The sequence below is a fragment of the Paracoccus indicus genome (genome assembly GCF_003056335.1).
GTDB lineage: Bacteria > Pseudomonadota > Alphaproteobacteria > Rhodobacterales > Rhodobacteraceae > Paracoccus > Paracoccus indicus.
On sequence record NZ_PYWA01000009.1, the window covers coordinates 120,887 to 140,340 of the forward strand.

Annotated in this window: 32 protein-coding genes; 1 reads left to right on the plus strand and 31 read right to left on the minus strand. The window is 61.9% G+C overall.

The window, feature by feature from the left end; genetic code table 11:
- From DDE75_RS14815 to rplO, 10 genes are all read right to left on the minus strand, one after another.
- Complete coding sequence (locus tag DDE75_RS14815; RefSeq protein ID WP_108503158.1) at window positions 1-1,323, minus strand: replication-associated recombination protein A; 1,323 nt, start codon at window positions 1,321-1,323, stop codon at window positions 1-3.
- Between the two features lie 54 nt (window positions 1,324-1,377).
- The gene (locus tag DDE75_RS14820; RefSeq protein WP_108503159.1) at window positions 1,378-1,968 is read right to left on the minus strand and encodes an acyl-homoserine-lactone synthase; all 591 of its coding nucleotides are present in this window, start codon (window positions 1,966-1,968) and stop codon (window positions 1,378-1,380) included.
- 58 nt (window positions 1,969-2,026) lie between these two features.
- Window positions 2,027-2,638, minus strand: a complete 612-nt coding sequence (locus DDE75_RS14825) for a helix-turn-helix transcriptional regulator (RefSeq protein ID WP_072295552.1) — start codon at window positions 2,636-2,638, stop codon at window positions 2,027-2,029.
- Between the two features lie 286 nt (window positions 2,639-2,924).
- A complete protein-coding gene (rplQ, locus tag DDE75_RS14830) occupies window positions 2,925-3,344 on the minus strand; it encodes a 50S ribosomal protein L17 (RefSeq protein ID WP_072295553.1) in 420 nt (139 codons plus the stop codon).
- A 116-nt stretch (window positions 3,345-3,460) separates the two neighbouring features.
- Window positions 3,461-4,477, minus strand: a complete 1,017-nt coding sequence (locus DDE75_RS14835; RefSeq protein WP_072295554.1) for a DNA-directed RNA polymerase subunit alpha — start codon at window positions 4,475-4,477, stop codon at window positions 3,461-3,463.
- 115 nt (window positions 4,478-4,592) lie between these two features.
- Window positions 4,593-4,982, minus strand: coding sequence for a 30S ribosomal protein S11 (gene rpsK / locus DDE75_RS14840; RefSeq protein ID WP_042247912.1), 390 nt, complete (start codon window positions 4,980-4,982; stop codon window positions 4,593-4,595).
- A gap of 11 nt (window positions 4,983-4,993) precedes the next feature.
- On the minus strand, window positions 4,994-5,362 hold the full coding sequence (rpsM, locus tag DDE75_RS14845) for a 30S ribosomal protein S13 (protein ID WP_108503160.1): 369 nt from the start codon (window positions 5,360-5,362) through the stop codon (window positions 4,994-4,996).
- 179 nt (window positions 5,363-5,541) lie between these two features.
- A complete protein-coding gene (locus DDE75_RS14850) occupies window positions 5,542-6,189 on the minus strand; it encodes an adenylate kinase (RefSeq protein ID WP_108503161.1) in 648 nt (215 codons plus the stop codon).
- A gap of 70 nt (window positions 6,190-6,259) precedes the next feature.
- Window positions 6,260-7,630: a preprotein translocase subunit SecY gene (secY, locus tag DDE75_RS14855; RefSeq protein ID WP_108503162.1), complete on the minus strand. Its 1,371-nt coding sequence runs from the start codon at window positions 7,628-7,630 to the stop codon at window positions 6,260-6,262.
- A gap of 108 nt (window positions 7,631-7,738) precedes the next feature.
- Window positions 7,739-8,215: a 50S ribosomal protein L15 gene (gene rplO / locus DDE75_RS14860; protein WP_108503163.1), complete on the minus strand. Its 477-nt coding sequence runs from the start codon at window positions 8,213-8,215 to the stop codon at window positions 7,739-7,741.
- A 234-nt stretch (window positions 8,216-8,449) separates the two neighbouring features.
- On the opposite strand from rplO, the gene DDE75_RS14865 reads away from it, so the two are divergent.
- Complete coding sequence (locus tag DDE75_RS14865; RefSeq protein ID WP_162799063.1) at window positions 8,450-9,064, plus strand: hypothetical protein; 615 nt, start codon at window positions 8,450-8,452, stop codon at window positions 9,062-9,064.
- A 62-nt stretch (window positions 9,065-9,126) separates the two neighbouring features.
- On the opposite strand, the gene rpmD is transcribed toward DDE75_RS14865, so the two are convergent.
- The 21 genes from rpmD to DDE75_RS14970 all read right to left on the minus strand — a co-directional run.
- Entirely contained in the window at window positions 9,127-9,312 is a 186-nt protein-coding gene (rpmD, locus tag DDE75_RS14870) for a 50S ribosomal protein L30 (RefSeq protein ID WP_108503165.1), read from the minus strand.
- Window positions 9,313-9,324: 12 nt separating this feature from the next.
- Complete coding sequence (rpsE, locus tag DDE75_RS14875; RefSeq protein WP_072295565.1) at window positions 9,325-9,891, minus strand: 30S ribosomal protein S5; 567 nt, start codon at window positions 9,889-9,891, stop codon at window positions 9,325-9,327.
- 116 nt (window positions 9,892-10,007) lie between these two features.
- Window positions 10,008-10,367 carry a 50S ribosomal protein L18 gene (gene rplR / locus DDE75_RS14880; RefSeq protein WP_108503166.1) on the minus strand — a complete coding sequence of 120 codons (360 nt, stop codon included), beginning with the start codon at window positions 10,365-10,367 and terminating at the stop codon, window positions 10,008-10,010.
- Window positions 10,368-10,379: 12 nt separating this feature from the next.
- The gene (rplF, locus tag DDE75_RS14885; protein WP_108503167.1) at window positions 10,380-10,913 is read right to left on the minus strand and encodes a 50S ribosomal protein L6; all 534 of its coding nucleotides are present in this window, start codon (window positions 10,911-10,913) and stop codon (window positions 10,380-10,382) included.
- Between the two features lie 12 nt (window positions 10,914-10,925).
- Window positions 10,926-11,318, minus strand: coding sequence for a 30S ribosomal protein S8 (gene rpsH / locus DDE75_RS14890; protein ID WP_108503192.1), 393 nt, complete (start codon window positions 11,316-11,318; stop codon window positions 10,926-10,928).
- A gap of 16 nt (window positions 11,319-11,334) precedes the next feature.
- Window positions 11,335-11,640, minus strand: coding sequence for a 30S ribosomal protein S14 (gene rpsN, locus DDE75_RS14895; protein WP_108503168.1), 306 nt, complete (start codon window positions 11,638-11,640; stop codon window positions 11,335-11,337).
- A gap of 20 nt (window positions 11,641-11,660) precedes the next feature.
- Entirely contained in the window at window positions 11,661-12,221 is a 561-nt protein-coding gene (gene rplE / locus DDE75_RS14900; RefSeq protein ID WP_108503169.1) for a 50S ribosomal protein L5, read from the minus strand.
- Window positions 12,221-12,526, minus strand: coding sequence for a 50S ribosomal protein L24 (rplX, locus tag DDE75_RS14905; protein ID WP_108503170.1), 306 nt, complete (start codon window positions 12,524-12,526; stop codon window positions 12,221-12,223). Before rplX ends, rplE begins: the two co-directional genes overlap by 1 nt.
- Window positions 12,526-12,894 carry a 50S ribosomal protein L14 gene (gene rplN, locus DDE75_RS14910; RefSeq protein ID WP_072295573.1) on the minus strand — a complete coding sequence of 123 codons (369 nt, stop codon included), beginning with the start codon at window positions 12,892-12,894 and terminating at the stop codon, window positions 12,526-12,528. The genes rplX and rplN overlap by 1 nt, the downstream gene beginning before the upstream one ends.
- 76 nt (window positions 12,895-12,970) lie before the next feature.
- The gene (rpsQ, locus tag DDE75_RS14915; protein WP_108503171.1) at window positions 12,971-13,216 is read right to left on the minus strand and encodes a 30S ribosomal protein S17; all 246 of its coding nucleotides are present in this window, start codon (window positions 13,214-13,216) and stop codon (window positions 12,971-12,973) included.
- A 12-nt stretch (window positions 13,217-13,228) separates the two neighbouring features.
- Window positions 13,229-13,435 (minus strand): 50S ribosomal protein L29, encoded by a 207-nt coding sequence (rpmC, locus tag DDE75_RS14920; protein ID WP_108503172.1) that lies wholly within the window; start codon window positions 13,433-13,435, stop codon window positions 13,229-13,231.
- 208 nt (window positions 13,436-13,643) lie between these two features.
- Window positions 13,644-14,057, minus strand: coding sequence for a 50S ribosomal protein L16 (rplP, locus tag DDE75_RS14925; RefSeq protein ID WP_108503173.1), 414 nt, complete (start codon window positions 14,055-14,057; stop codon window positions 13,644-13,646).
- Between the two features lie 12 nt (window positions 14,058-14,069).
- Window positions 14,070-14,780 carry a 30S ribosomal protein S3 gene (gene rpsC / locus DDE75_RS14930; RefSeq protein ID WP_108503174.1) on the minus strand — a complete coding sequence of 237 codons (711 nt, stop codon included), beginning with the start codon at window positions 14,778-14,780 and terminating at the stop codon, window positions 14,070-14,072.
- Window positions 14,780-15,160 carry a 50S ribosomal protein L22 gene (gene rplV / locus DDE75_RS14935; RefSeq protein ID WP_072295580.1) on the minus strand — a complete coding sequence of 127 codons (381 nt, stop codon included), beginning with the start codon at window positions 15,158-15,160 and terminating at the stop codon, window positions 14,780-14,782. The genes rpsC and rplV overlap by 1 nt, the downstream gene beginning before the upstream one ends.
- Before the next feature lie 5 nt (window positions 15,161-15,165).
- A complete protein-coding gene (gene rpsS / locus DDE75_RS14940; protein ID WP_108503175.1) occupies window positions 15,166-15,444 on the minus strand; it encodes a 30S ribosomal protein S19 in 279 nt (92 codons plus the stop codon).
- Window positions 15,445-15,447: 3 nt separating this feature from the next.
- Complete coding sequence (gene rplB, locus DDE75_RS14945; protein ID WP_072295583.1) at window positions 15,448-16,287, minus strand: 50S ribosomal protein L2; 840 nt, start codon at window positions 16,285-16,287, stop codon at window positions 15,448-15,450.
- Window positions 16,288-16,379: 92 nt separating this feature from the next.
- Complete coding sequence (locus DDE75_RS14950; protein WP_108503176.1) at window positions 16,380-16,676, minus strand: 50S ribosomal protein L23; 297 nt, start codon at window positions 16,674-16,676, stop codon at window positions 16,380-16,382.
- Window positions 16,673-17,293 carry a 50S ribosomal protein L4 gene (gene rplD / locus DDE75_RS14955; protein WP_108503177.1) on the minus strand — a complete coding sequence of 207 codons (621 nt, stop codon included), beginning with the start codon at window positions 17,291-17,293 and terminating at the stop codon, window positions 16,673-16,675. Before rplD ends, DDE75_RS14950 begins: the two co-directional genes overlap by 4 nt.
- Window positions 17,293-18,147 carry a 50S ribosomal protein L3 gene (gene rplC, locus DDE75_RS14960; RefSeq protein ID WP_108503178.1) on the minus strand — a complete coding sequence of 285 codons (855 nt, stop codon included), beginning with the start codon at window positions 18,145-18,147 and terminating at the stop codon, window positions 17,293-17,295. The genes rplD and rplC overlap by 1 nt, the downstream gene beginning before the upstream one ends.
- An 11-nt stretch (window positions 18,148-18,158) precedes the next feature.
- Window positions 18,159-18,467 carry a 30S ribosomal protein S10 gene (gene rpsJ / locus DDE75_RS14965; protein WP_042247848.1) on the minus strand — a complete coding sequence of 103 codons (309 nt, stop codon included), beginning with the start codon at window positions 18,465-18,467 and terminating at the stop codon, window positions 18,159-18,161.
- 271 nt (window positions 18,468-18,738) lie between these two features.
- On the minus strand, window positions 18,739-19,454 hold a 716-nt coding region (locus DDE75_RS14970; RefSeq protein ID WP_245894764.1), incomplete at its 5' end, for an EF-Tu C-terminal domain-related protein.

The following is a 19,454-nucleotide window of genomic DNA, read 5'->3' on the forward strand; positions in this document are numbered from 1 at the left end:
TCAACCGCCACGCTTCAGCCGCTGCGCCACGAACCAGTCCAAGCGGCGTTTCAATTCCCGCTCGAACCCCCGTTCGACCGGATTATAGAGGACCGGACGCTTCATGCCGTCGGGGAAATAGTTCTGGCCGCTGAAGCCGTCCTCCTCGTTGTGGTCATAGGCATAGCCCGCACCATAGCCCTGTTCCTTCATCATCTTGGTCGGCGCGTTCAGAATATGGGCCGGAGGCGTCAGGCTGCCGGTGCGCTTCGCCTCGGCACGGGCGTTCTTATAGGCGGCGTAACCCGCGTTCGATTTGGGTGCCAAAGCCAGATAGAGGACCGCCTGAGCCAGCGCCAACTCGCCTTCCGGACTGCCAAGGCGTTCATACATCGCCCAAGCGTCAAGGCAGTGCCGCGCGGCGGCGGGATCGGCCAGACCGATATCCTCGACCGCCATGCGGGTGATGCGGCGGGCAAGATAACGGGGGTCCTCGCCACCCTCCAGCATCCGCGCGAACCAGTAAAGCGCTGCATCCGGGTCGCTGCCACGCACGGATTTATGCAGGGCCGAAATCAGGTTATAATGCTCATCCCCCGATTTGTCGTATTTTGCCGCCCGCTTCATAAGCCGCTGCGCCAAGGCGTCGCGGTCGACCTTGCCGTCGGTCTTCCATGCCGCCACCTGTTCGATCAGGTTCAACGCCGCACGCCCATCGCCATCGGCCATTTCCAGCAGGGCCTCGCGGGCGTCGGCGGTCAGGGGCAGCTTGCGGCCGATCTCACGTTCGGCCCGTTGCGCCATCAGCTCCAGATCGGCCAGTGACAGACGTTCCAGCACGATGACCTGGGCGCGCGACATGACGGCAGCGTTCAGCTCGAAGCTGGGGTTTTCGGTCGTGGCCCCGACCAGCAGGATGGTCCCATCCTCCATATGCGGCAGGAAGCTGTCCTGCTGCGCCTTGTTGAAGCGGTGGATCTCATCGACGAACAACAGGGTCCCGCGACCCTGGCTGGCGCGCAGACGCGCGGCCTCGAACACTTTGCGCAGGTCGGGCACGCCGGTGAAGATGGCGCTGATCTGCACGAAGGCCAGATCCGTTTCATCCGCCAGAAGCCGTGCGATGGTCGTCTTGCCCACACCGGGCGGCCCCCAGAGGATCAGCGACGACAAGCTGCCGGCCGCCAGCATGCTGCCAAGCGGCCCGTCAGGCCCCAAGACCTTGCCCTGACCGATGACCTCGGACAGCCGGGTCGGGCGGATGCGGTCGGCCAAGGGACGGGGCCCGGCCTTTCCAGCGGGGGCAGGGTTCTGCGGCGGTGTCGTGTCGAAAAGATCAGCCATGATTGCGCAGTCTAGGGCCGTCGCGGTTCATGCGACAGCCCCCATCGGCAATCGTCAGTGCATCTTGGATGCCAGGTCGATCGCGACGCATTGGAAGCTGCCGTCGTCGATCCACATTTCGGGGCCCAATGCCTCGGCGGTCAATCCGCAGCGGCCATACCAACGTGGCCAGTTCGACCCGGTCAGCGCGATCAGCTTGGTCGCGCCAAGGTCGCGGGCCGATGACGTCATCGCCTCGACCATCTTGAAATGCACCTTGCGGCGATACATCTGCGGGATCGAATGGCTGACGAAAACCCGCGAACATTCCCAGATATGGGGATCGACGGGCGCCGGATCGTTCAGCAGATCCTGCGGGATCGAACCGCCCAGGATCCCCTCCTGCGCGTCGCGAATCATGTAGGAATAGATCCCACAGCGGGCCGTGGTGGGCGTCAGGCGGATACCTGCCAGAACCTCGCCCATGTCATGGATGGCGATCCAGCGGCTTTGCGGCGTGTCGTACTGGTCGAACTCCATGTCGTCGGATTCGGGCAGATCCCAGTTCTTGTGAACGATGAAGCTCTGCTTTCTGGCCCGGAAGAGATTGGCGAACAATTCACCATGGTTGTGAAGGTTTGAAAAGGACAGGGTCGTGATCTGCATTCGGTGCTCCTGGGGTGTAAGGGCCCCCTTCCCTGCCATGCGGACCCCAAGGTGACATCTACAGCAAACGGTATTCCTTGGCCCGTTGCAGCGCCTCGGCGGTCGTTCTCGCCTTCAGCCGTTCACGGACTGAAATAAGCCTCGCCTTGAACGCGCTTTCGGTAATTCCAAGCTTTGCAGCCGCCGCCGCGTGACGGTCACCCTGCGCGATGCAGCGAAGGGCTTCTTTCTGAGCTTTTGTCAGGCTCGCAGGCGGCTCTGTGATTTCATGAAGCCGCTTTATCGTGACCGAGATCTGCTCGATCTCGTCATCGGTGAACTCGCGGTCGGCCCGCCCGAAGGAGGCGATCGTCCGCGACGAGATGGGTCCGTTCGACACCGTCAGACCATAGGTGAGGCCGTGATTCGCAGCCTCGCGCAGGATGTTGAAGGGGTCGGGAATTGGCAGCGCCGACCAGCGGCACGCGCCGGTCGTCGAAAAGCCCCAAGCGATCGTGGGGTCGCGCAGAGCATAGCCGTTTTGCGAATAGAACTCCGACCATTCCTCGGAATAGGTCTGGAACTGCATCAGCGGCGCCGCAAAGCGGATGTGCAGACCGACGAAATACCCCGAATGGGCAAGCTTGCCCAGCTTCGCGAGTCCGGCGTTTATATCTGCACGAGATGACATGTTTTTTTGTACAAGTTGCGAGGAACGGGGAGAATCTTCATGGTCAGCTTGCGTTGATATAGTTTCCCGCAAGTTAATGGGCGTAAGAATTCCGCCTGATACATCGAATTTCCTCCTTGAAAGTCATGGGGCGCGCGCAGCCACATTGCGCAAGCCTACTTCAAGCATCGGGCCGCGTGGAAGTTTCACGTGCAAAGATTGCGTAACGTCACGTCATGCAAGTGGTGAAAAAACCCCGCCATGCGGCTGCACGACGGGGTTGATCAACCTGACGGTGATCCGGAGATCACTCTTCGGCGGCGAACTCTGCTTCCAGGCGTGCGCGGTCCGCAGCACCCTTGGCCGAGGTATCGCGGTCGACCAGCTCGATGATCGCCATCGGTGCCATGTCGCCATAACGGAAACCGGCCTTCAGAATGCGGGCATAGCCACCCTGACGATCCTTGTAACGCTCACCCAGAACGTCGAACAGCTTGGCGACATGCATGTCCTGCTTCAGCTGCGACGCGGCCTGACGGCGTGCGTGCAGGTCGCCGCGCTTTGCCAGCGTGATCAGCTTTTCGATGATCGGACGCAGTTCTTTGGCTTTCGGCAAGGTGGTCTTGATCTGCTCGTGCTCGATCAGCGAGCCGGACATGTTGGCGAACAGCGCCTTGCGGTGTTCGTGGGTACGGTTGAGGCGGCGATAGCCACGTGCGTGACGCATGATATTCTCCTAAGACGTCTTTTGCTTTGTCCGGCGGCCCATGCGGTGCGGGCCGCTCTCCTTGGGGCTTGCGCCCAGCGTGTGGCAAGGCGCCCATCAGGCGCCCCGCCGCAATCTCAGAACTGGTCGTCGAAACGCTTTGCCAGGTCCTCGATGTTCTCCGGCGGCCAATCGACCACGTCCATGCCCAGGTGCAGACCCATGCCAGACAGCACTTCCTTGATCTCGTTCAAGGACTTGCGACCGAAGTTCGGGGTGCGCAGCATCTCGGCTTCGGTCTTCTGGATCAGGTCGCCGATATAGACGATGTTGTCGTTCTTCAGGCAGTTCGCCGAACGGACCGACAGCTCCAGCTCGTCGACCTTCTTCAGCAGACGCGGATCGAATTCCAGACCCTCGTCGCTGTCTTGGCGGCTGGCGGCTTCCGGCTCGTCGAAGTTGACGAAGACCGAGAGCTGGTCCTGAACGATGCGCGCGGCATAGGCCACGGCGTCTTCCGGGGTCAGCGAACCGTCGGTGTCGATCTTCATGGTCAGCTTGTCATAATCCAGCACCTGACCTTCGCGTGTCGGGGTGACTTCGTAGCTGACGCGCTTGACCGGCGAGAAGATCGCGTCGATCGGGATCAGGCCGATGGGGGCATCTTCGGGACGGTTCTTGTCGGCCGCGACATAGCCCTTGCCCGTCTGCACGGTCAGTTCCATGTTCAGGTCGGCGCCGTCGTCCAGATGACAGATGACATGGTCGCGGTTCAGGATGGTGATCCCGGCCGTTTCCTGGATGTCGCTGGCCTTGACCTCGCCCGGACCCTTGGCCGACAGCGTCAGACGCTTGGGGCCTTCGACGTCCATCTTCAGCGTGACGCCCTTGAGGTTCAGGACGATGTCGGTGACGTCCTCGCGGACGCCGGCGACGCTGCTGAATTCATGCAGGACGTTGTCGATCTGGACCGAGGTGATGGCTGCGCCTTGCAGCGAGGACATCAGCACGCGGCGCAGCGCGTTGCCAAGCGTCAGGCCGAAACCGCGCTCCAGCGGTTCGGCGACCACGGTCGCCGTGCGGGTCGCATCAGCGCCCGGCTTGACGGCCAACTGAGTCGGCTTGATCAGTTCGGCCCAATTCTTGTGGATCATGGGTTTGCCTCCATACCTGTCCCCGTCTCATGACCAAAGTCGGAAACGCCCGAGGTGAAATGCGAAAATCCGGACCGCGCGGAATACGTGCGGTCCGGTCGTTGATGATCCGAAATCAGACGCGGCGGCGCTTCGGAGGGCGGCAGCCGTTGTGCGCGATCGGCGTCACGTCACGGATCGCCGTGATGTTGAAGCCTGCTGCTGCCAGCGCGCGCAGAGCCGATTCACGGCCCGAACCGGGGCCCTGAACTTCGACGTCCAACGTGCGGACGCCGTGTTCCTGCGCCTTGCGGCCTGCATCTTCGGCAGCCATCTGGGCGGCATAGGGGGTCGACTTGCGCGAACCCTTGAAGCCCATCGTACCGGCCGAGGACCACGCGATCGCGTTGCCCTGGACGTCCGAGATCAGGATCTTGGTGTTGTTGAAGCTGGAGTTCACATGAGCAACGCCGGTGGCGATGTTCTTGCGCTCTTTACGCTTCATGCGAGTTTTATCACGTGCCATGTCGCTACCCCTTACTTCTTCTTGCCGGCAATGGCTTTTGCCGGGCCTTTACGGGTGCGCGCATTGGTGTGCGTGCGCTGACCGCGGACCGGAAGGCCGCGACGGTGGCGAAGACCGCGATAGGAACCCAGGTCCATCATGCGCTTGACGTTCATCTGAACTTCGCGGCGCAGGTCGCCTTCGACGGTCAGGTTCGCGTCGATGTATTCGCGGATCGACAGGACTTCGGCATCCGACAGTTCGTTGACGCGGCGGGTCAGGTCGATCCCGGTCGCTTCACAGATCTGCTTGGCGTACATGTCGCCGATGCCGTGGATGTAGGTCAGTGCGATGGGGACGCGTTTCCCCGTCGGAATGTTGACGCCAGCAATACGAGCCACGCGTTTTCCTTTTCAGTTGCGGTTCCGTAGCACCGGAACCTTTTTTCACAACGCAAGGCCCGAAAGCCATGCCTTCGGGCCAATTCGATGATCACCCGCGAACGGGCGATTCTCTTGCGAGATGCCGTGATCTATCGAGACGGCGAAGCCGGGTCAAGCCCGGTTCCGCACAGAGTCCATCAGCTGTCCAGCGCCTTGGCAATCTGGGCGCCAACCTTGTCCATCGCGGCCAGGCCGTCGACCTGCGTGAGCTTGTCCTTGGCATAGTAATAGCCGATCAACGGCGAGGTCTTCTTGTAGTATTCCAGCAGGCGCGTCTTGAGGCTGTCCTCGTTGTCGTCGGCGCGACGCTTGAGGTCGGTCGAGCCGCAGACGTCGCAGACGCCTTCCTTCGCGGTAGGCTTGGTGTCGTCGTGATAGACCTCGCCGCAATTGCCGCAGGTGAAGCGGCCGGTGATGCGGCGCACCAGCGCCTCGTCATCGACCTGCATCTCGATCACCGCATCAAGAGTCATGCCGGTCTCGGCCAGCAGATCGCCAAGCGCATCGGCCTGCGCCAGCGTGCGCGGAAAGCCGTCGAAGATGAAGCCGTTGCCGCCTTGGGCAAGCTGTTCGCGGATCAGGCCGATGACGATCTCATCGGTGACCAGCTGACCGCGGTCCATGACCTCGGCCACGCGCTTGCCCATTTCGGTTCCCGAGCTGCGCGCGGCGCGCAGCATGTCGCCGGTGGACAGCTGAACAAGGCCACGCTCTTCGACAAGGCGGCGGGCCTGCGTGCCTTTGCCGGCACCCGGAGGCCCCAGCAGGATGATGTTGATGGTCATGGCGTGTCCCCCTCAGGCTGGCCAGTCTTGGGCCATTTTTCGCGTCATGTTTAAGGCGTCGGCCGCCCGGTCAGCGGCGCGACGGTGCGCGGCGCGGCTTGGGCGTCCCCGGCTTACGCTTACCGCGAAGCTGGGATTTCTCAATCAGCCCTTCGTATTGGTGGGCCAGCAGATGGCTCTGGACCTGGTTGATCGTGTCCATCGTCACCGAGACAACGATCAGCACCGAGGTGCCGCCCAGATAGACCGGGATCGAGAACTGGGTCCGCAAAATTTCTGGCATCAGGCAGACCAGCGCCAGATAGGCTGAACCGATGACCAGCACGCGGTTCACGACATAGTCCAGGTATTCCTGCGTGCGCTTGCCCGGACGGATGCCGGGAATGAAGCCGCCCTGGTTCTTCAGGTTGTCGGCGACATCATCGGTCTTGAACGACACGTTCTGCGTGTAGAAATACGTGAAGAACACGATCATCGCCGCGAAGAACAGCAGGTAGAGCGGCTGGCCGGGACCGAAGTAGGCCAGGATCGTCGACATGATCGGACCCGATTCATTGCCCGAGAAGGTCGAGATCGTGATCGGCAGCAGCAGAAGCGAGCTGGCGAAGATCGCCGGGATCACGCCTGCGGGGTTCACCTTGACCGGCAGATGGCTGGACTGGCCGTCATAGACCTTCATGCCGACCTGGCGCCGGGGATACTGGATGCGGATCTTGCGCAGCGCCCGCTCCATGAAGACCACGAATGCGATGACCGCGATCAGCATGACGATCACGAAGAGGATCACCGGGGTCGAGATCGCGCCCGAACGGCCTTGCGCAAAGAAATTCGCCAGCGCCGCGGGGATCTCGGCCAGGATGCCGACGAAGATGATCAGGCTGATGCCGTTGCCGATGCCGCGTGCGGTGATCTGTTCACCCAGCCACATCAGGAACATGGTGCCGCCGACCAGCGTGATGACGACAGAGGCTTGGAAGAACAGGCCCGCGTCATGCGCCAGGCCCCCGGCTTCCAGGCTGCGTGCCAGACCGTAAGCCTGGAACAGCGCCAGGGCGACGGTGCCATAGCGCGTGTATTGGTTGATCTTCTTGCGGCCCTGCTCGCCTTCCTTCTTCAACTGCTCCAACGAGGGAACCATCGAAGTCAGAAGCTGGACGATGATCGAGGCCGAGATATAGGGCATGATGCCAAGGGCGAAGACGCCCATGCGGCCCAATGCGCCACCCGTGAACATCGACAGCATGCCGCCGATCCCGGACTGGGCCTGATCCATGAAGTTGCGCAACGCGGCCCCGTCGATCCCCGGCACAGGGATATAGGTGCCGATGCGATACATGATCAGGACACCGATCGTGAACCAGATCCGTTGGCGAAGTTCCGTGGCCCTTCCAAGCTGACCCCATGAGAGGTTCGCGGCCATCTGTTCTGCGGCTGACGCCATGTGTGTCCGTCCCGTGTCATGACAGCGCCGCCGACCCGTATTCCGGGGACCGGCGGCGCCTGAAAACCTAGATGCTATCTTAGGGGCGCGAAACCCCCGATCAACAGCTTATTCAGCAGCCGCGGCCTGTGCGGGCAGCGAAACCTTGCCGCCGGCCTTCTCGACAGCCTCGACGGCGGACTTCGATGCGCCGGTGACGACGATGGTCAGGCCGGCCTTCAGCTCGCCCTTCGCCAGCAGACGGATGCCGTCCAGCTTGCGGCGGACCAGACCCGATGCGACCAGCGCGTCTTCGGTCAGCTCGGCCGATGCGTCGATCTTGCCGTCATCGATGAAGCGCTGGATCTGGCCCAGGTTCACGACGGCGAACGACTTGGCGTTCGGCGCGGTGAAGCCACGCTTGGGCAGACGGCGATAGAGCGGCATCTGGCCGCCTTCATAGCCACCCAGGGCAACGCCCGAACGCGACTTCTGGCCCTTGATACCACGGCCGGCCATCTTGCCCTTGCCCGAACCGGGACCACGCGCAACGCGCTTCTTGGAACGGTTCGCGCCTTCGTTGTCGCGGATTTCATGCAGTTTCATGTCGCTTCTCCTTGGCCGGACACACCCCAGAAGCGATACAGGGGGACACGGCATATCGTTTTGTGAATCAGGATGCCTTCAAGACACCGTGGGCCTATACGCGCAAACCGCACGGCATTCAAGCGATCCGCATGCCACGGTCGCCTCCTTTCGCGCGACCCCCACGCCCTTGTGTCTTGAGCGTGCCGCCGCCCGCGCTACTCAGGACGGACAGCAGACCCGAAAGATCCCGACATGCGTATGTACTTGGCCGCGATGGCCCTGCCCTTCCTGACCTCACTTGCCGCTGCGGCCGAACCGACGATGTGCCATGCGCGCATCAACGGCAAGGATGTCGTCCTTGGCTATGACCGAGATGAGGCCGGGATGGTCGCCGATTATTCCCGCCGTGAACGGCTGGCGGCGCGGATCGGCCAGCACGACTGCCCCAGTTACGTGGTCCTGCGCAGCCTGACGCCGGAACTGGACGACGACCAGCGCCAGCCCTTCTGCCTGCGCCATGACGAAGAAACCGATTCGGTGGCCGGATACGATTTGGGCGAGCGTGACGCATGGGGACGCTGCAAGACTGCCTCGGCCACGCTCTGCAGCCGGGTCAACCAGGCCAGCGGCGGTGCCGCGGCCATCGGATCGGCGGCGGCGCGCAAATCGGTCCAGGGCCTGCGCGCCCTGCCCGACGGATCGGGCGCGGTCATCGTTTCGGGAACTGGCAGCGCCATCTCAGGGGCCTTGGCGTCGCTTGGCGGGGCCGCAGCTGCGGTCGCGGCATCGCCCGTGCTGCTGACGGGGGCGGCGGTCTCGGTCGTCGCCGTGGGCGGCACCGTCTATGCCTGCCGCGCGGCGGAATAGGCGGGCCCAACGAAAAACGCCCCGCTGTCGCGGGGCGTCTTCATCTGCCGATCCGGATGGGATCAGGCTTTTTCTTCGATGATCACCGCCAAGTGCGGGATCTTCGCGACCATGCCGCGGATCGCCGGGGTATCTTCCAGCTCGCGGGTGCGGTTCATCTTGTTCAGGCCCAGACCCTTCAGCGTTGCACGCTGAATGGCGGGACGACGGATCGGGGATCCGATCTGCTTGACGACGATGGTTGCCATGTGCCTCGCTCCTTACGCTTCGACAGCGGCGTCAGCCGGCTTGTCGTTCGAGGGCAGGATGTCAGCCACTTTCTTGCCGCGACGCTGCGCGACCGAACGGGGGCTGGATTCCTTCTTCAGGCCATCCAGGGTTGCGCGGATCATGTTGTAGGGGTTCTGCGAACCCTGCGACTTGGCCACGACGTCCTGGACACCCAGCATTTCGAAAACGGCACGCATCGGACCGCCGGCGATGATGCCGGTACCCGGAACGGCGGTGCGCATGATCACCTTGCCGGCGCCATGACGGCCTTCGATATCGTGGTGCAGCGTGCGACCGTCGCGCAGCGGCACGCGGATCAGGCCGCGCTTGGCCTGCTCGGTCGCCTTGCGGATGGCTTCCGGGACTTCCTTGGCCTTGCCCTTGCCGAAACCGACGCGACCGCGCTGATCGCCGACGACGACCAGAGCAGCAAAGCCGAAGCGCTTACCACCTTTGACGGTTTTCGACACGCGGTTGATCGCGACGAGGCGATCCTGGAATTCCGGGTTTTCTTCGCGGTCGTTGCGACCGCCCCGGCGATTGTCACGTTCTGCCATGAGGCATTCCTTATACGGTGGCGCGCAGACCGCGCCGTGTTGACCGATCCAGGTGGGTGAGACACCCCCGGATCATCGGGGCGGCGCGTTCCCAAGGGAAAGCGCCGCCCGCAATATCAGAACTTCAGACCACCTTCACGGGCGGCGTCGGCCAGAGCCTTGACCTTGCCGTGGAAGATGAAACCACCGCGGTCGAAGACGACTTCTTCCACGCCGGCTGCCTTCGCGCGCTCGGCAATTGCCGCGCCGATCTTGGCAGCCGCTTCGACATTGTTCTTGCCGACGAGGCCGAAGTCCTTCTCCAGCGTGCTGGCCGAAGCCAGGGTCACGCCCTTCAGGTCGTCGATGACCTGAACCGAGATGTTCTTGGACGAGCGATGGATGGACAGGCGCGGACGCCCGTTCGACATTGCCCGCAGTTTGTTCCGCACGCGCAAGCGGCGCTTCTGGAACAGCTCTTGCTTCTTCAGTGCCATTTCATGCGCCCCTTACTTCTTCTTGCCTTCCTTGCGGAAAACATACTCGCCCTTGTAGCGGATTCCCTTGCCCTTGTAGGGCTCGGGCTTGCGCCACTCGCGAATGTTCGCCGCAACCTGGCCGACCAGCTGCTGGTCGATACCTTCGACAACAATCTCGGTCTGCTTCGGAGCCGTGATGGTCACGCCTGCGGGCACATCGAAATTCACGTCGTGCGAATAACCCAGAGCCAGCTTCAGGACATTGCCCTGCATCGTGGCGCGGTAACCCACGCCCTGGATCTCCAGCTCTTTCTTGAAGCCCGTCGACACACCGATCGTCAGGTTCTCGATCATCGAGCGGGTAAGACCCCACTGCTGACGAGCACGCTTGGTGTTGTTGCGCGGTTCCACGCTGACGAGGTTGTCGTCAAGCGTGATGTTCACTTCGTCGGTCGCAGTGAAACTGCGGGTGCCTTTCGGCCCCTTCACTTCGATCTGCTGACCCTTGATCTCGGCCGTCACGCCCTTGGGCAGTTCGACCGGCTTTTTACCAATCCGAGACATCTGCTGCCCTCCTTAGAACACGGTGCAGAGAACTTCGCCGCCAACATTGGCACTGCGAGCGGCTGCATCCGACATGACGCCCTTCGGAGTCGAGACGATCGAGACGCCCAGACCCTGACGAACCTGCGGAATTGCCTTGGCACCGGTATAGACGCGGCGACCAGGCTTCGAAACACGCGCCACTTCCCGGATGACCGGAATGCCGTCGTGGTACTTCAGGCCGATTTCCAGCTCGTTATGGCCGGCGGCATTGGTCACTTCCTCGTATCCGCGGATGTAACCTTCGTTCTTCAGCACGTCCAGAACCCAAGCGCGCAGCTTGGAGGCGGGGGTGCGAACGGTCGATTTGCCACGCATCTGCGCATTGCGGATGCGGGTCAGCATATCGCCGAGAGGATCGTTCATCATTCTCTGTTCCCCCTTACCAGCTGGACTTGACCAGGCCGGGGATCAGACCGTTCGAGCCCAGCTCGCGCAGCATGATCCGCGACAGTTTCAATTTGCGGTAATACGCATGCGGACGACCGGTCAGTTGGCACCGGTTGTGCAGGCGCGTGGGCGAGGAGTTGCGCGGCAGTTCGGCCAGCTTCAGCGTGGCCTTGAAGCGCTCTTCCATCGGGCGGGATTGGTCATGAACGATCTCGTTCAGCTCGGCACGCTTTGCGGCGTACTTCTGAACCAGACGCTCGCGCTTCTTCTCGCGCTCGACCATGGATTTCTTTGCCATATCTTCTTTCCCTCCGCGACTCAGCTGGTGAACGGCATGTTGAAATGCTTCAACAGCGACTTCGCTTCCGCGTCGGTCTTCGCGGTGGTGCAGATGATGATGTCCATGCCCAGAACTTCGTCGACCTTGTCGAAGTTGATTTCCGGGAAGACGATATGTTCCTTCAGGCCCATCGCGTAGTTACCACGACCGTCGAACGAGGTCGGCTTCACGCCGCGGAAGTCGCGGACGCGCGGCAGCGCGATGTTGATCAGGCGGTCCAGGAAGTCGTACATGCGGTCGCCGCGCAGGGTCACCTTGCAGCCGAGCGGCATCTCTTCACGGACGCGGAAGCCGGCGATCGACTTCTTGGCGTAGGTGATGACAGCCTTCTGACCGGCGATCAGCGATAGCTCTTCAGCGGCCTGCTTGACCTTCTTGGTGTCCTTGACAGCTTCGCCGACACCCATGTTCAGGACGATCTTGTCCAGACGGGGCAGCTGCATGTCGCTCTTGTAGCCGAATTCTTCCTTCAGGGCAGCACGAACCGAATCGTTGAACTGCGCGCGAAGACGCGGCGTGTACTTGGTTGCGTCCAGCATCAGATCACGTCTCCCGTGGTCTTGGCGAAACGGACCTTCTTGCCGTCTTCCTCGCGGAAGCCGACGCGGGTCGCTTTGCCGTTCGCGTCCATCAGTGCCAGGTTCGACAGGTGGATCGGCATGGATTTTTCCACGCGACCGCCCTGCGAGGTCTGGCTCTGACGCGTGTGGCGGATGGCGACGTTGATGCCGTCGACGATGGCCTTGTCGTCCTTGGGCATGACAGCGGTGATTTCACCCTGCTTGCCCTTGTCCTTGCCGGCCAGAACGACAACCTTGTCGCCTTTTTTAAGCTTGGCAGCCATTACAGCACCTCCGGCGCGAGCGAGATGATCTTCATGAAGCTCTTGGCGCGAAGTTCACGAACGACCGGTCCGAAGATACGCGTGCCGACCGGTTCACCCTGGTTGTTCAGGATGACGGCAGCATTGCGGTCAAAACGGATCGAGGTGCCGTCTTCACGGTTCACTTCTTTTGCGGTGCGGACGACGACGGCCTTGCGGACGTCGCCTTTCTTGACCCGGCCCCGCGGGATGGCTTCCTTGACGGACACGACGATAATGTCGCCCACCGACGCATAGCGACGGTGCGAACCACCCAGAACCTTGATGCACTGAACCCGGCGAGCGCCCGAGTTATCAGCAACATCCAGATTGGTCTGCATCTGGATCATTTGGTTTCTCCCGACCTTTGGAGACCGGATCGTCCGGCCCCAGGGTTTCGATCATTTCTGATCTGTGATGATGGACTTATGCCGAGGCAGTTTCGTCCGTCAGGACAGTCCAGCGTTTCGTCTTCGAGATCGGAGCACATTCGACGATGCGAACGAGGTCACCGACCTTGAACTGGTTTTCCGCGTCATGTGCGCGGTATTTCTTCGACAGGCGAACCGTCTTGTGCAGCAGCGGGTGCTTGAAGCGGCGTTCGACCAGGACGGTGACGGTCTGGGCGTTCTTGTCGCTGGTGACGCGGCCTTGCAGGATGCGTTTGGGCATGTGCCGGGCTCCTTAGTTTGCGGCCGCGGCTTCCGCCGCTTTCTGGTTCAGAATGGTCTTCACACGGGCGACGTCACGACGGACTTCGCGCATGCGAGCGGTGCTGGCGATCTGGCCGGTGGCCTGCTGGAAGCGCAGGTTGAAGGCTTCTTTCTTCAGCGCAACCAGCTGATCCTTCAGCTGGTCAGGCGTGTTGTTCCTGAGTTCTTTCGCGTCCATGACGCCTCTTCCTTTCAACATCACCGGAGGGCCCCTGACATCCAGGGCCACCCTGATTCCGGTGGAGTTTCGTGATGAAGGCCTGCGCATACAGGCGATTCCGGTATTTGGCAACCCTTTATCCCCGGACTTCCGGGAAAAGGGAAACCCCGCCGGTTTCCCGGCGGGGCCACAGGTCTTCAGGTGGCGCGTCGCGCGCGCCGCCCGATTACCAGTCTTCGCGTGCGACGATGCGGGTCAGGACCGGCAGCTTCATCGCGCCAAGGCGCAGGGCCTCGCGGGCGATGGTGTCGTTGACGCCGTCGATCTCGAACATGATCCGGCCCGGGTGGACGCGGGCAGCCCAGAAATCGACCGAGCCCTTACCCTTACCCATACGAACTTCGGTCGGCTTCGACGAAACCGGGACGTCCGGGAAGATGCGGATCCAGACGCGACCCTGACGCTTCATGTGACGCGTGATCGCACGGCGAGCCGCCTCGATCTGGCGCGCGGTCACACGCTCGGGCTCGACGGCCTTCAGTGCAAACGAGCCGAAGTTCAGGTCGAAACCACCCTTCGCATCACCGTGGATACGGCCCTTGTGCTGTTTGCGGTACTTAGTGCGTTTCGGTTGCAGCATTTTGGTTACTCCTTACCGAGCGTCGCGGCGCGGACCACGGGGTGCCGGACCTTCCTGGGCCTCGGCAGCGCGGCGATCGCGGGCTTGGGGATCATGTTCCATGATCTCGCCCTTGAAGATCCACACCTTGACGCCGATGATCCCGTAGGGGGTCGTGGCTTCGGCCAGCGCATAGTCGATGTCCGCACGCAGGGTGTGCAGCGGCACGCGACCTTCGCGGTACCATTCGGTGCGCGCGATCTCGGCGCCGCCAAGACGACCGGCGACGTTCACGCGGATGCCCAAGGCACCCTGACGCATCGAGTTCTGGACCGAACGCTTCATGGCGCGACGGAACGACACGCGGCGCTCCAGCTGCTGGGCAATCGATTCGGCGACCAGGGCCGCATCGATGTCCGGCTTGCGCACTTCGACGATGTTCAGGTGCAGTTCGCTGTCGGTGAAGTTCGCCAGCTTCTTGCGCAGGACCTCGATGTCCGCACCCTTCTTGCCGATGATGACACCGGGACGCGCTGCGTGAATGGTCACGCGGCACTTCTTGTGGGGGCGTTCGATGATGACGCGGCTGATGCCGGCCTGCTTGGCTTCCGTCTTGATGAAGTCCCGGATCTTCAGGTCTTCAAGCAGAAGGTTGCCATATTCCTTGTCGTCGGCGTACCAGCGGCTGTCCCAGGTGCGGTTGACCTGGAGACGCATGCCGATCGGATTGACCTTCTGACCCATTACGCTTGCTCCTCGACTTGGCGCACCTTGATGGTGATTTCCGAAAACGGCTTCATGATCTTGCCGAAACGACCACGTGCCCGCGGACGGCCACGCTTCATCACCAGGTTCTTGCCAACCCAGGCTTCGGCGACGATCAGGTTGTCGACGTCCAGGCCATGGTTGTTCTCAGCGTTGGCAATTGCCGACTGAAGACATTTCTTCACGTCACCGGCGACACGCTTGTGCGAGAAGGTCAGATCGGCCAGGGCCTTGTCGACTTTCTTGCCGCGGATCAGTTGCGCAACCAGGTTCAGCTTCTGCGGCGAGGTGCGAAGCATCTTCGTCTTTGCGAAGGCCTCGTTCTCCGCCACGCGGCGCGGATTGTTTTCCTTACCCATGACGATTACTTCCTCTTGGCTTTCTTGTCCGCAGCGTGACCGTAATAGGTGCGCGTGGGCGAATATTCACCGAATTTCTGGCCGATCATCTCTTCGCTGACGGCAACGGGGATGTGCTTGTGCCCGTTGTAGACCGCGAAGGTCAGACCCACGAATTGCGGCAGGATGGTCGAACGACGCGACCAGATCTTGATGACGTCGGATTTTCCCGAGTCACGGGCCTTTTCCGCTTTCTTGAGCACATAGGCGTCAACAAAGGGGCCCTTCCAAACAGAACGTGCCATGGATCAACGCCCCTTCTTTTTCGCGTGGCGCGAACGCAAGATATACTTGTCGGTCGCCTTGTTGCTGCGGGTCTTCTTGCCCTTGGTGTCCTTACCCCAGGGCGTGACCGGCGTGCGGCCACCCGACGTGCGACCTTCACCACCACCATGCGGGTGGTCGATCGGGTTCATTGCAACACCGCGAACCGAAGGACGGATGCCCTTGTGACGGTTGCGACCTGCTTTACCCAGGTTCTGGTTCGAGTGGTCGGCGTTCGACACTGCACCGATGGTGGCCATGCATTCCTGACGGACCAGGCGCAGTTCACCCGAGGACAGGCGGATCTGTGCATAGCCGCCGTCGCGACCGACGAACTGGGCGTAGGTGCCGGCCGAACGTGCGATCTGGCCGCCCTTGCCGGGCTTCAGCTCGACGTTGTGGACGATCGTGCCGATCGGCATGCCGCTGAAGGGCATGGCGTTGCCGGGCTTCACGTCGACCTTCTTGCCGGCGAAGATCTTGTCGCCGATGGCCAGACGCTGCGGGGCCAGGATGTAGGCCTGCTCGCCGTCTTCGTACTTGACCAGCGCGATGAATGCCGTGCGGTTGGGATCGTATTCGATGCGTTCGACAACAGCCGCGACGTCGAATTTCGTCCGCTTGAAATCGACGATGCGATACAGGCGCTTTGCACCGCCGCCTTGGCGACGCATGGTGATCCGTCCGGTGTTGTTCCGGCCGCCTTTCTTGGTCAGACCCTCAGTGAGGGTTTTGACCGGGCGACCTTTCCAAAGCTCCGAACGGTCGATCAGAACCAGCCCACGCTGGCCAGGCGTCGTCGGTTTATACGACTTCAATGCCATCTTTCTGTCTTCCGTTGCTTTGGACCGAGGTGGTCCGTTTCAGTCGATGCGGCCCCGGAACATGCCCGGGGCCGCAGAATCGTGCTCTGCTATCAGAGACCGGTCGACACGTCGATAGTGTTGCCGGCTTCCAGCGTCACATAGGCTTTCTTGACGTCGACACGACGGCCCAGTTGACCCTTGAAACGCTTGGTCTTGCCTTTGGTGATGGTGGTGTTGACCGCCTTCACCTTGACACCGAACAGGGCTTCGATAGCCTGCTTGATTTGCGGCTTGGTCGAATCCTTGGTCACCTGGAACACGACGCCGTTGTTATCCGAGGTCATGGTCGCTTTTTCGGTGATGATCGGCTTGACGATCACGTCGTAATGTTCAGCTTTCGCGCTCATTTCAGACGAGCCTCCAGAGCTTCGACACCAGCGCGCGTGATCACCAGCGTGTCACGCTTGAGGATGTCATAGACGTTGGCACCAATCGACGGCAGGATATCCACGCCCTCGAGGTTGCGGGCGGCACGGGCGAAGTTCTCGTTCACTTCGGAACCGTCGATCACCAGCACGCGCTTCCAACCGTTTTCCTTCACGGCCTTCGCGACTGCCGAGGTCTTGGCGTTCTCGAGGTTCAGGTCCTCGATGATCACCAGTTCACCGGCGGTTGCTTTTGCCGAAAGGGCATGACGCAGACCCAGGGCCCGCACCTTCTTGGGCAGATCAAAGGCGTGCGACCGCGGGGTCGGGCCCTTGTAGACGCCACCGTGACGGAAGGTCGGCGCCTTGCGGGAACCGTGACGTGCGCCACCGGTGCCCTTCTGGCGGTAGATCTTCTTGGTCGAGTAGCTGACGTCGGACTTGCCCAGCACCGAGTGGGTGCCTGCCTGTGCCTTCGCACGCTGCCAGCGCACGACGCGCTGCAGCAGGTCGCCACGCGGGACCAGCCCGAAGACGTCGTCTGCCAGCTCGATCGACCCGGCTTTGCCGGCGTCCAGCTTGATCACATCGAGTTTCATCACTTGTCTCCTTCCGGCGCGGCTTCGCCGTTGTCGGACTCGGTCGATGCCTCGGCTTCTTTCAGCGCAGCTTCCTGTTCGGCGGCTGCAGCTTCCTCGGCGGCGATGCGTGCTGCTTCTTCCTCGGCTGCAGCGGCATTCGCTGCTTCCTCGGCCAGACGCTTCGCTTCATCGGCAGCCGACTTCAGCGCGGCGGGATAGATGACGTTCTCGGGCGTGGCCTTCTTGACCGCATCCTTGATCGTGACCCAGCCACCCTTGGAACCCGGAACCGAACCCTTAACCATGATCAGGCCACGGTCGGCATCCGTGCGGACGACCTGCAGGTTCTGCGTGGTGACGCGGACGGCACCCAGGTGACCGGCCATCTTCTTACCCTTGAAGACCTTGCCGGGATCCTGACACTGACCGGTCGAACCATGCGAACGGTGGCTGATCGACACGCCGTGCGAGGCGCGCAGACCACCGAAGTTGTGACGCTTCATCGCGCCCGCAAAGCCCTTACCGATCGAGGTGCCGGCGATGTCCACATACTGACCTGCGAAATAGTGGTCAGCCGTGATTTCCTCACCGACGTTGATCAGGTTTTCTTCGGCGACGCGGAATTCCGCGACCTTGCGCTTGGGCGCGACCGAAGCCTTGGCGAAGTGACCGCGCATGGCAGCGGTGGTCCGCTTGGCCTTGGCGGTGCCTGCACCCAGCTGAACGGCAGTATAGCCGTCGCGGTCAGCGGTACGCTGCGCCACGACCTGCAGGCCGTCCATTTGAAGAACAGTGACGGGAACCTGACGGCCATCTTCCAGGAAGAGACGCGTCATGCCCAGTTTCTTGGCGATAACACCAGTACGCAACATGATCTGCCTCCTCAGACTTTGATCTCGACATCCACGCCGGCGGCGAGGTCGAGCTTCATGAGGGCGTCAACGGTCTGCGGGGTCGGATCGACGATGTCCAGCAGACGCTTGTGCGTGCGGATTTCCCACTGGTCGCGCGACTTCTTGTCGATGTGCGGACCACGGAGAACCGTGAATTTTTCGATCTTGTTCGGCAGCGGGATCGGGCCGCGAACGGTCGCGCCGGTGCGCTTGGCCGTGTTGACGATCTCCTGCGTGCTGGCGTCCAGCACACGATAGTCAAAGGCTTTCAGCCGGATCCGGATATTCTGGCTTTGCATTGCACTTCCCTTGGTGGGGAGTTCCAGTCGAGAGGCTGACATCGCACCGCGCGGCGCCAGCATCGGACCGTATGAAATAGTAGAGGCCGCCCCTGAAAAGGCGGCCCTACGGGCAGCAGCCGATTCTGTCGGAAAAACGACAGAGCCGACGGCGATGCCGCCATCTGCCCGATATGGCCGCTTGCGTCAAGGGGGCTTGGCCCCACAGCGGCCCCTGTCACGAAAAAAGGCCGCCCAAAGGCGGCCTTTCGCGTCCCGATCGTGAAACCGATCAGGCGATGATTTTCGAGACGACGCCTGCACCGACGGTGCGGCCGCCTTCGCGGATGGCGAAGCGCAGCTTGTCTTCCATGGCGATCGGCGCAATTAGTTCGACTTCGAACTTCAGGTTGTCGCCGGGCATGACCATTTCCGTACCTTCCGGCAGGGTCACCGTTCCGGTCACGTCGGTCGTGCGGAAGTAGAACTGCGGACGGTAGTTGGCGAAGAACGGCGTGTGACGGCCACCCTCTTCCTTGGTCAGGATGTAGGCTTCGGCTTCGAACTTGGTGTGCGGGGTCACCGACTTCGGCTTGCACAGCACCTGGCCACGTTCCACGCCTTCACGGTCGATGCCGCGCAGCAGGACGCCGACGTTGTCGCCAGCCTCACCACGATCCAGCAGCTTGCGGAACATTTCCACGCCCGTGCAGGTCGTTTTCTTGGTGTCGCGGATGCCCACGATCTCCAGTTCGTCGCCGACGTTGACGGCGCCACGCTCGACACGGCCGGTCACGACCGTACCACGGCCCGAGATCGAGAAGACGTCTTCGATCGGCATCAGGAAGGGCTGGTCCACGGCGCGCTCGGGCGTCGGGATGTAGGTGTCGACGGCTTCGATCAGCGCCTTGATCGAGTTCTCGCCGATCTCGGGGTCGCGGCCTTCCATTGCGGCCAGGGCCGAACCCTTGATGATCGGAATGTCGTCGCCCGGGTAGTCGTAGCTGG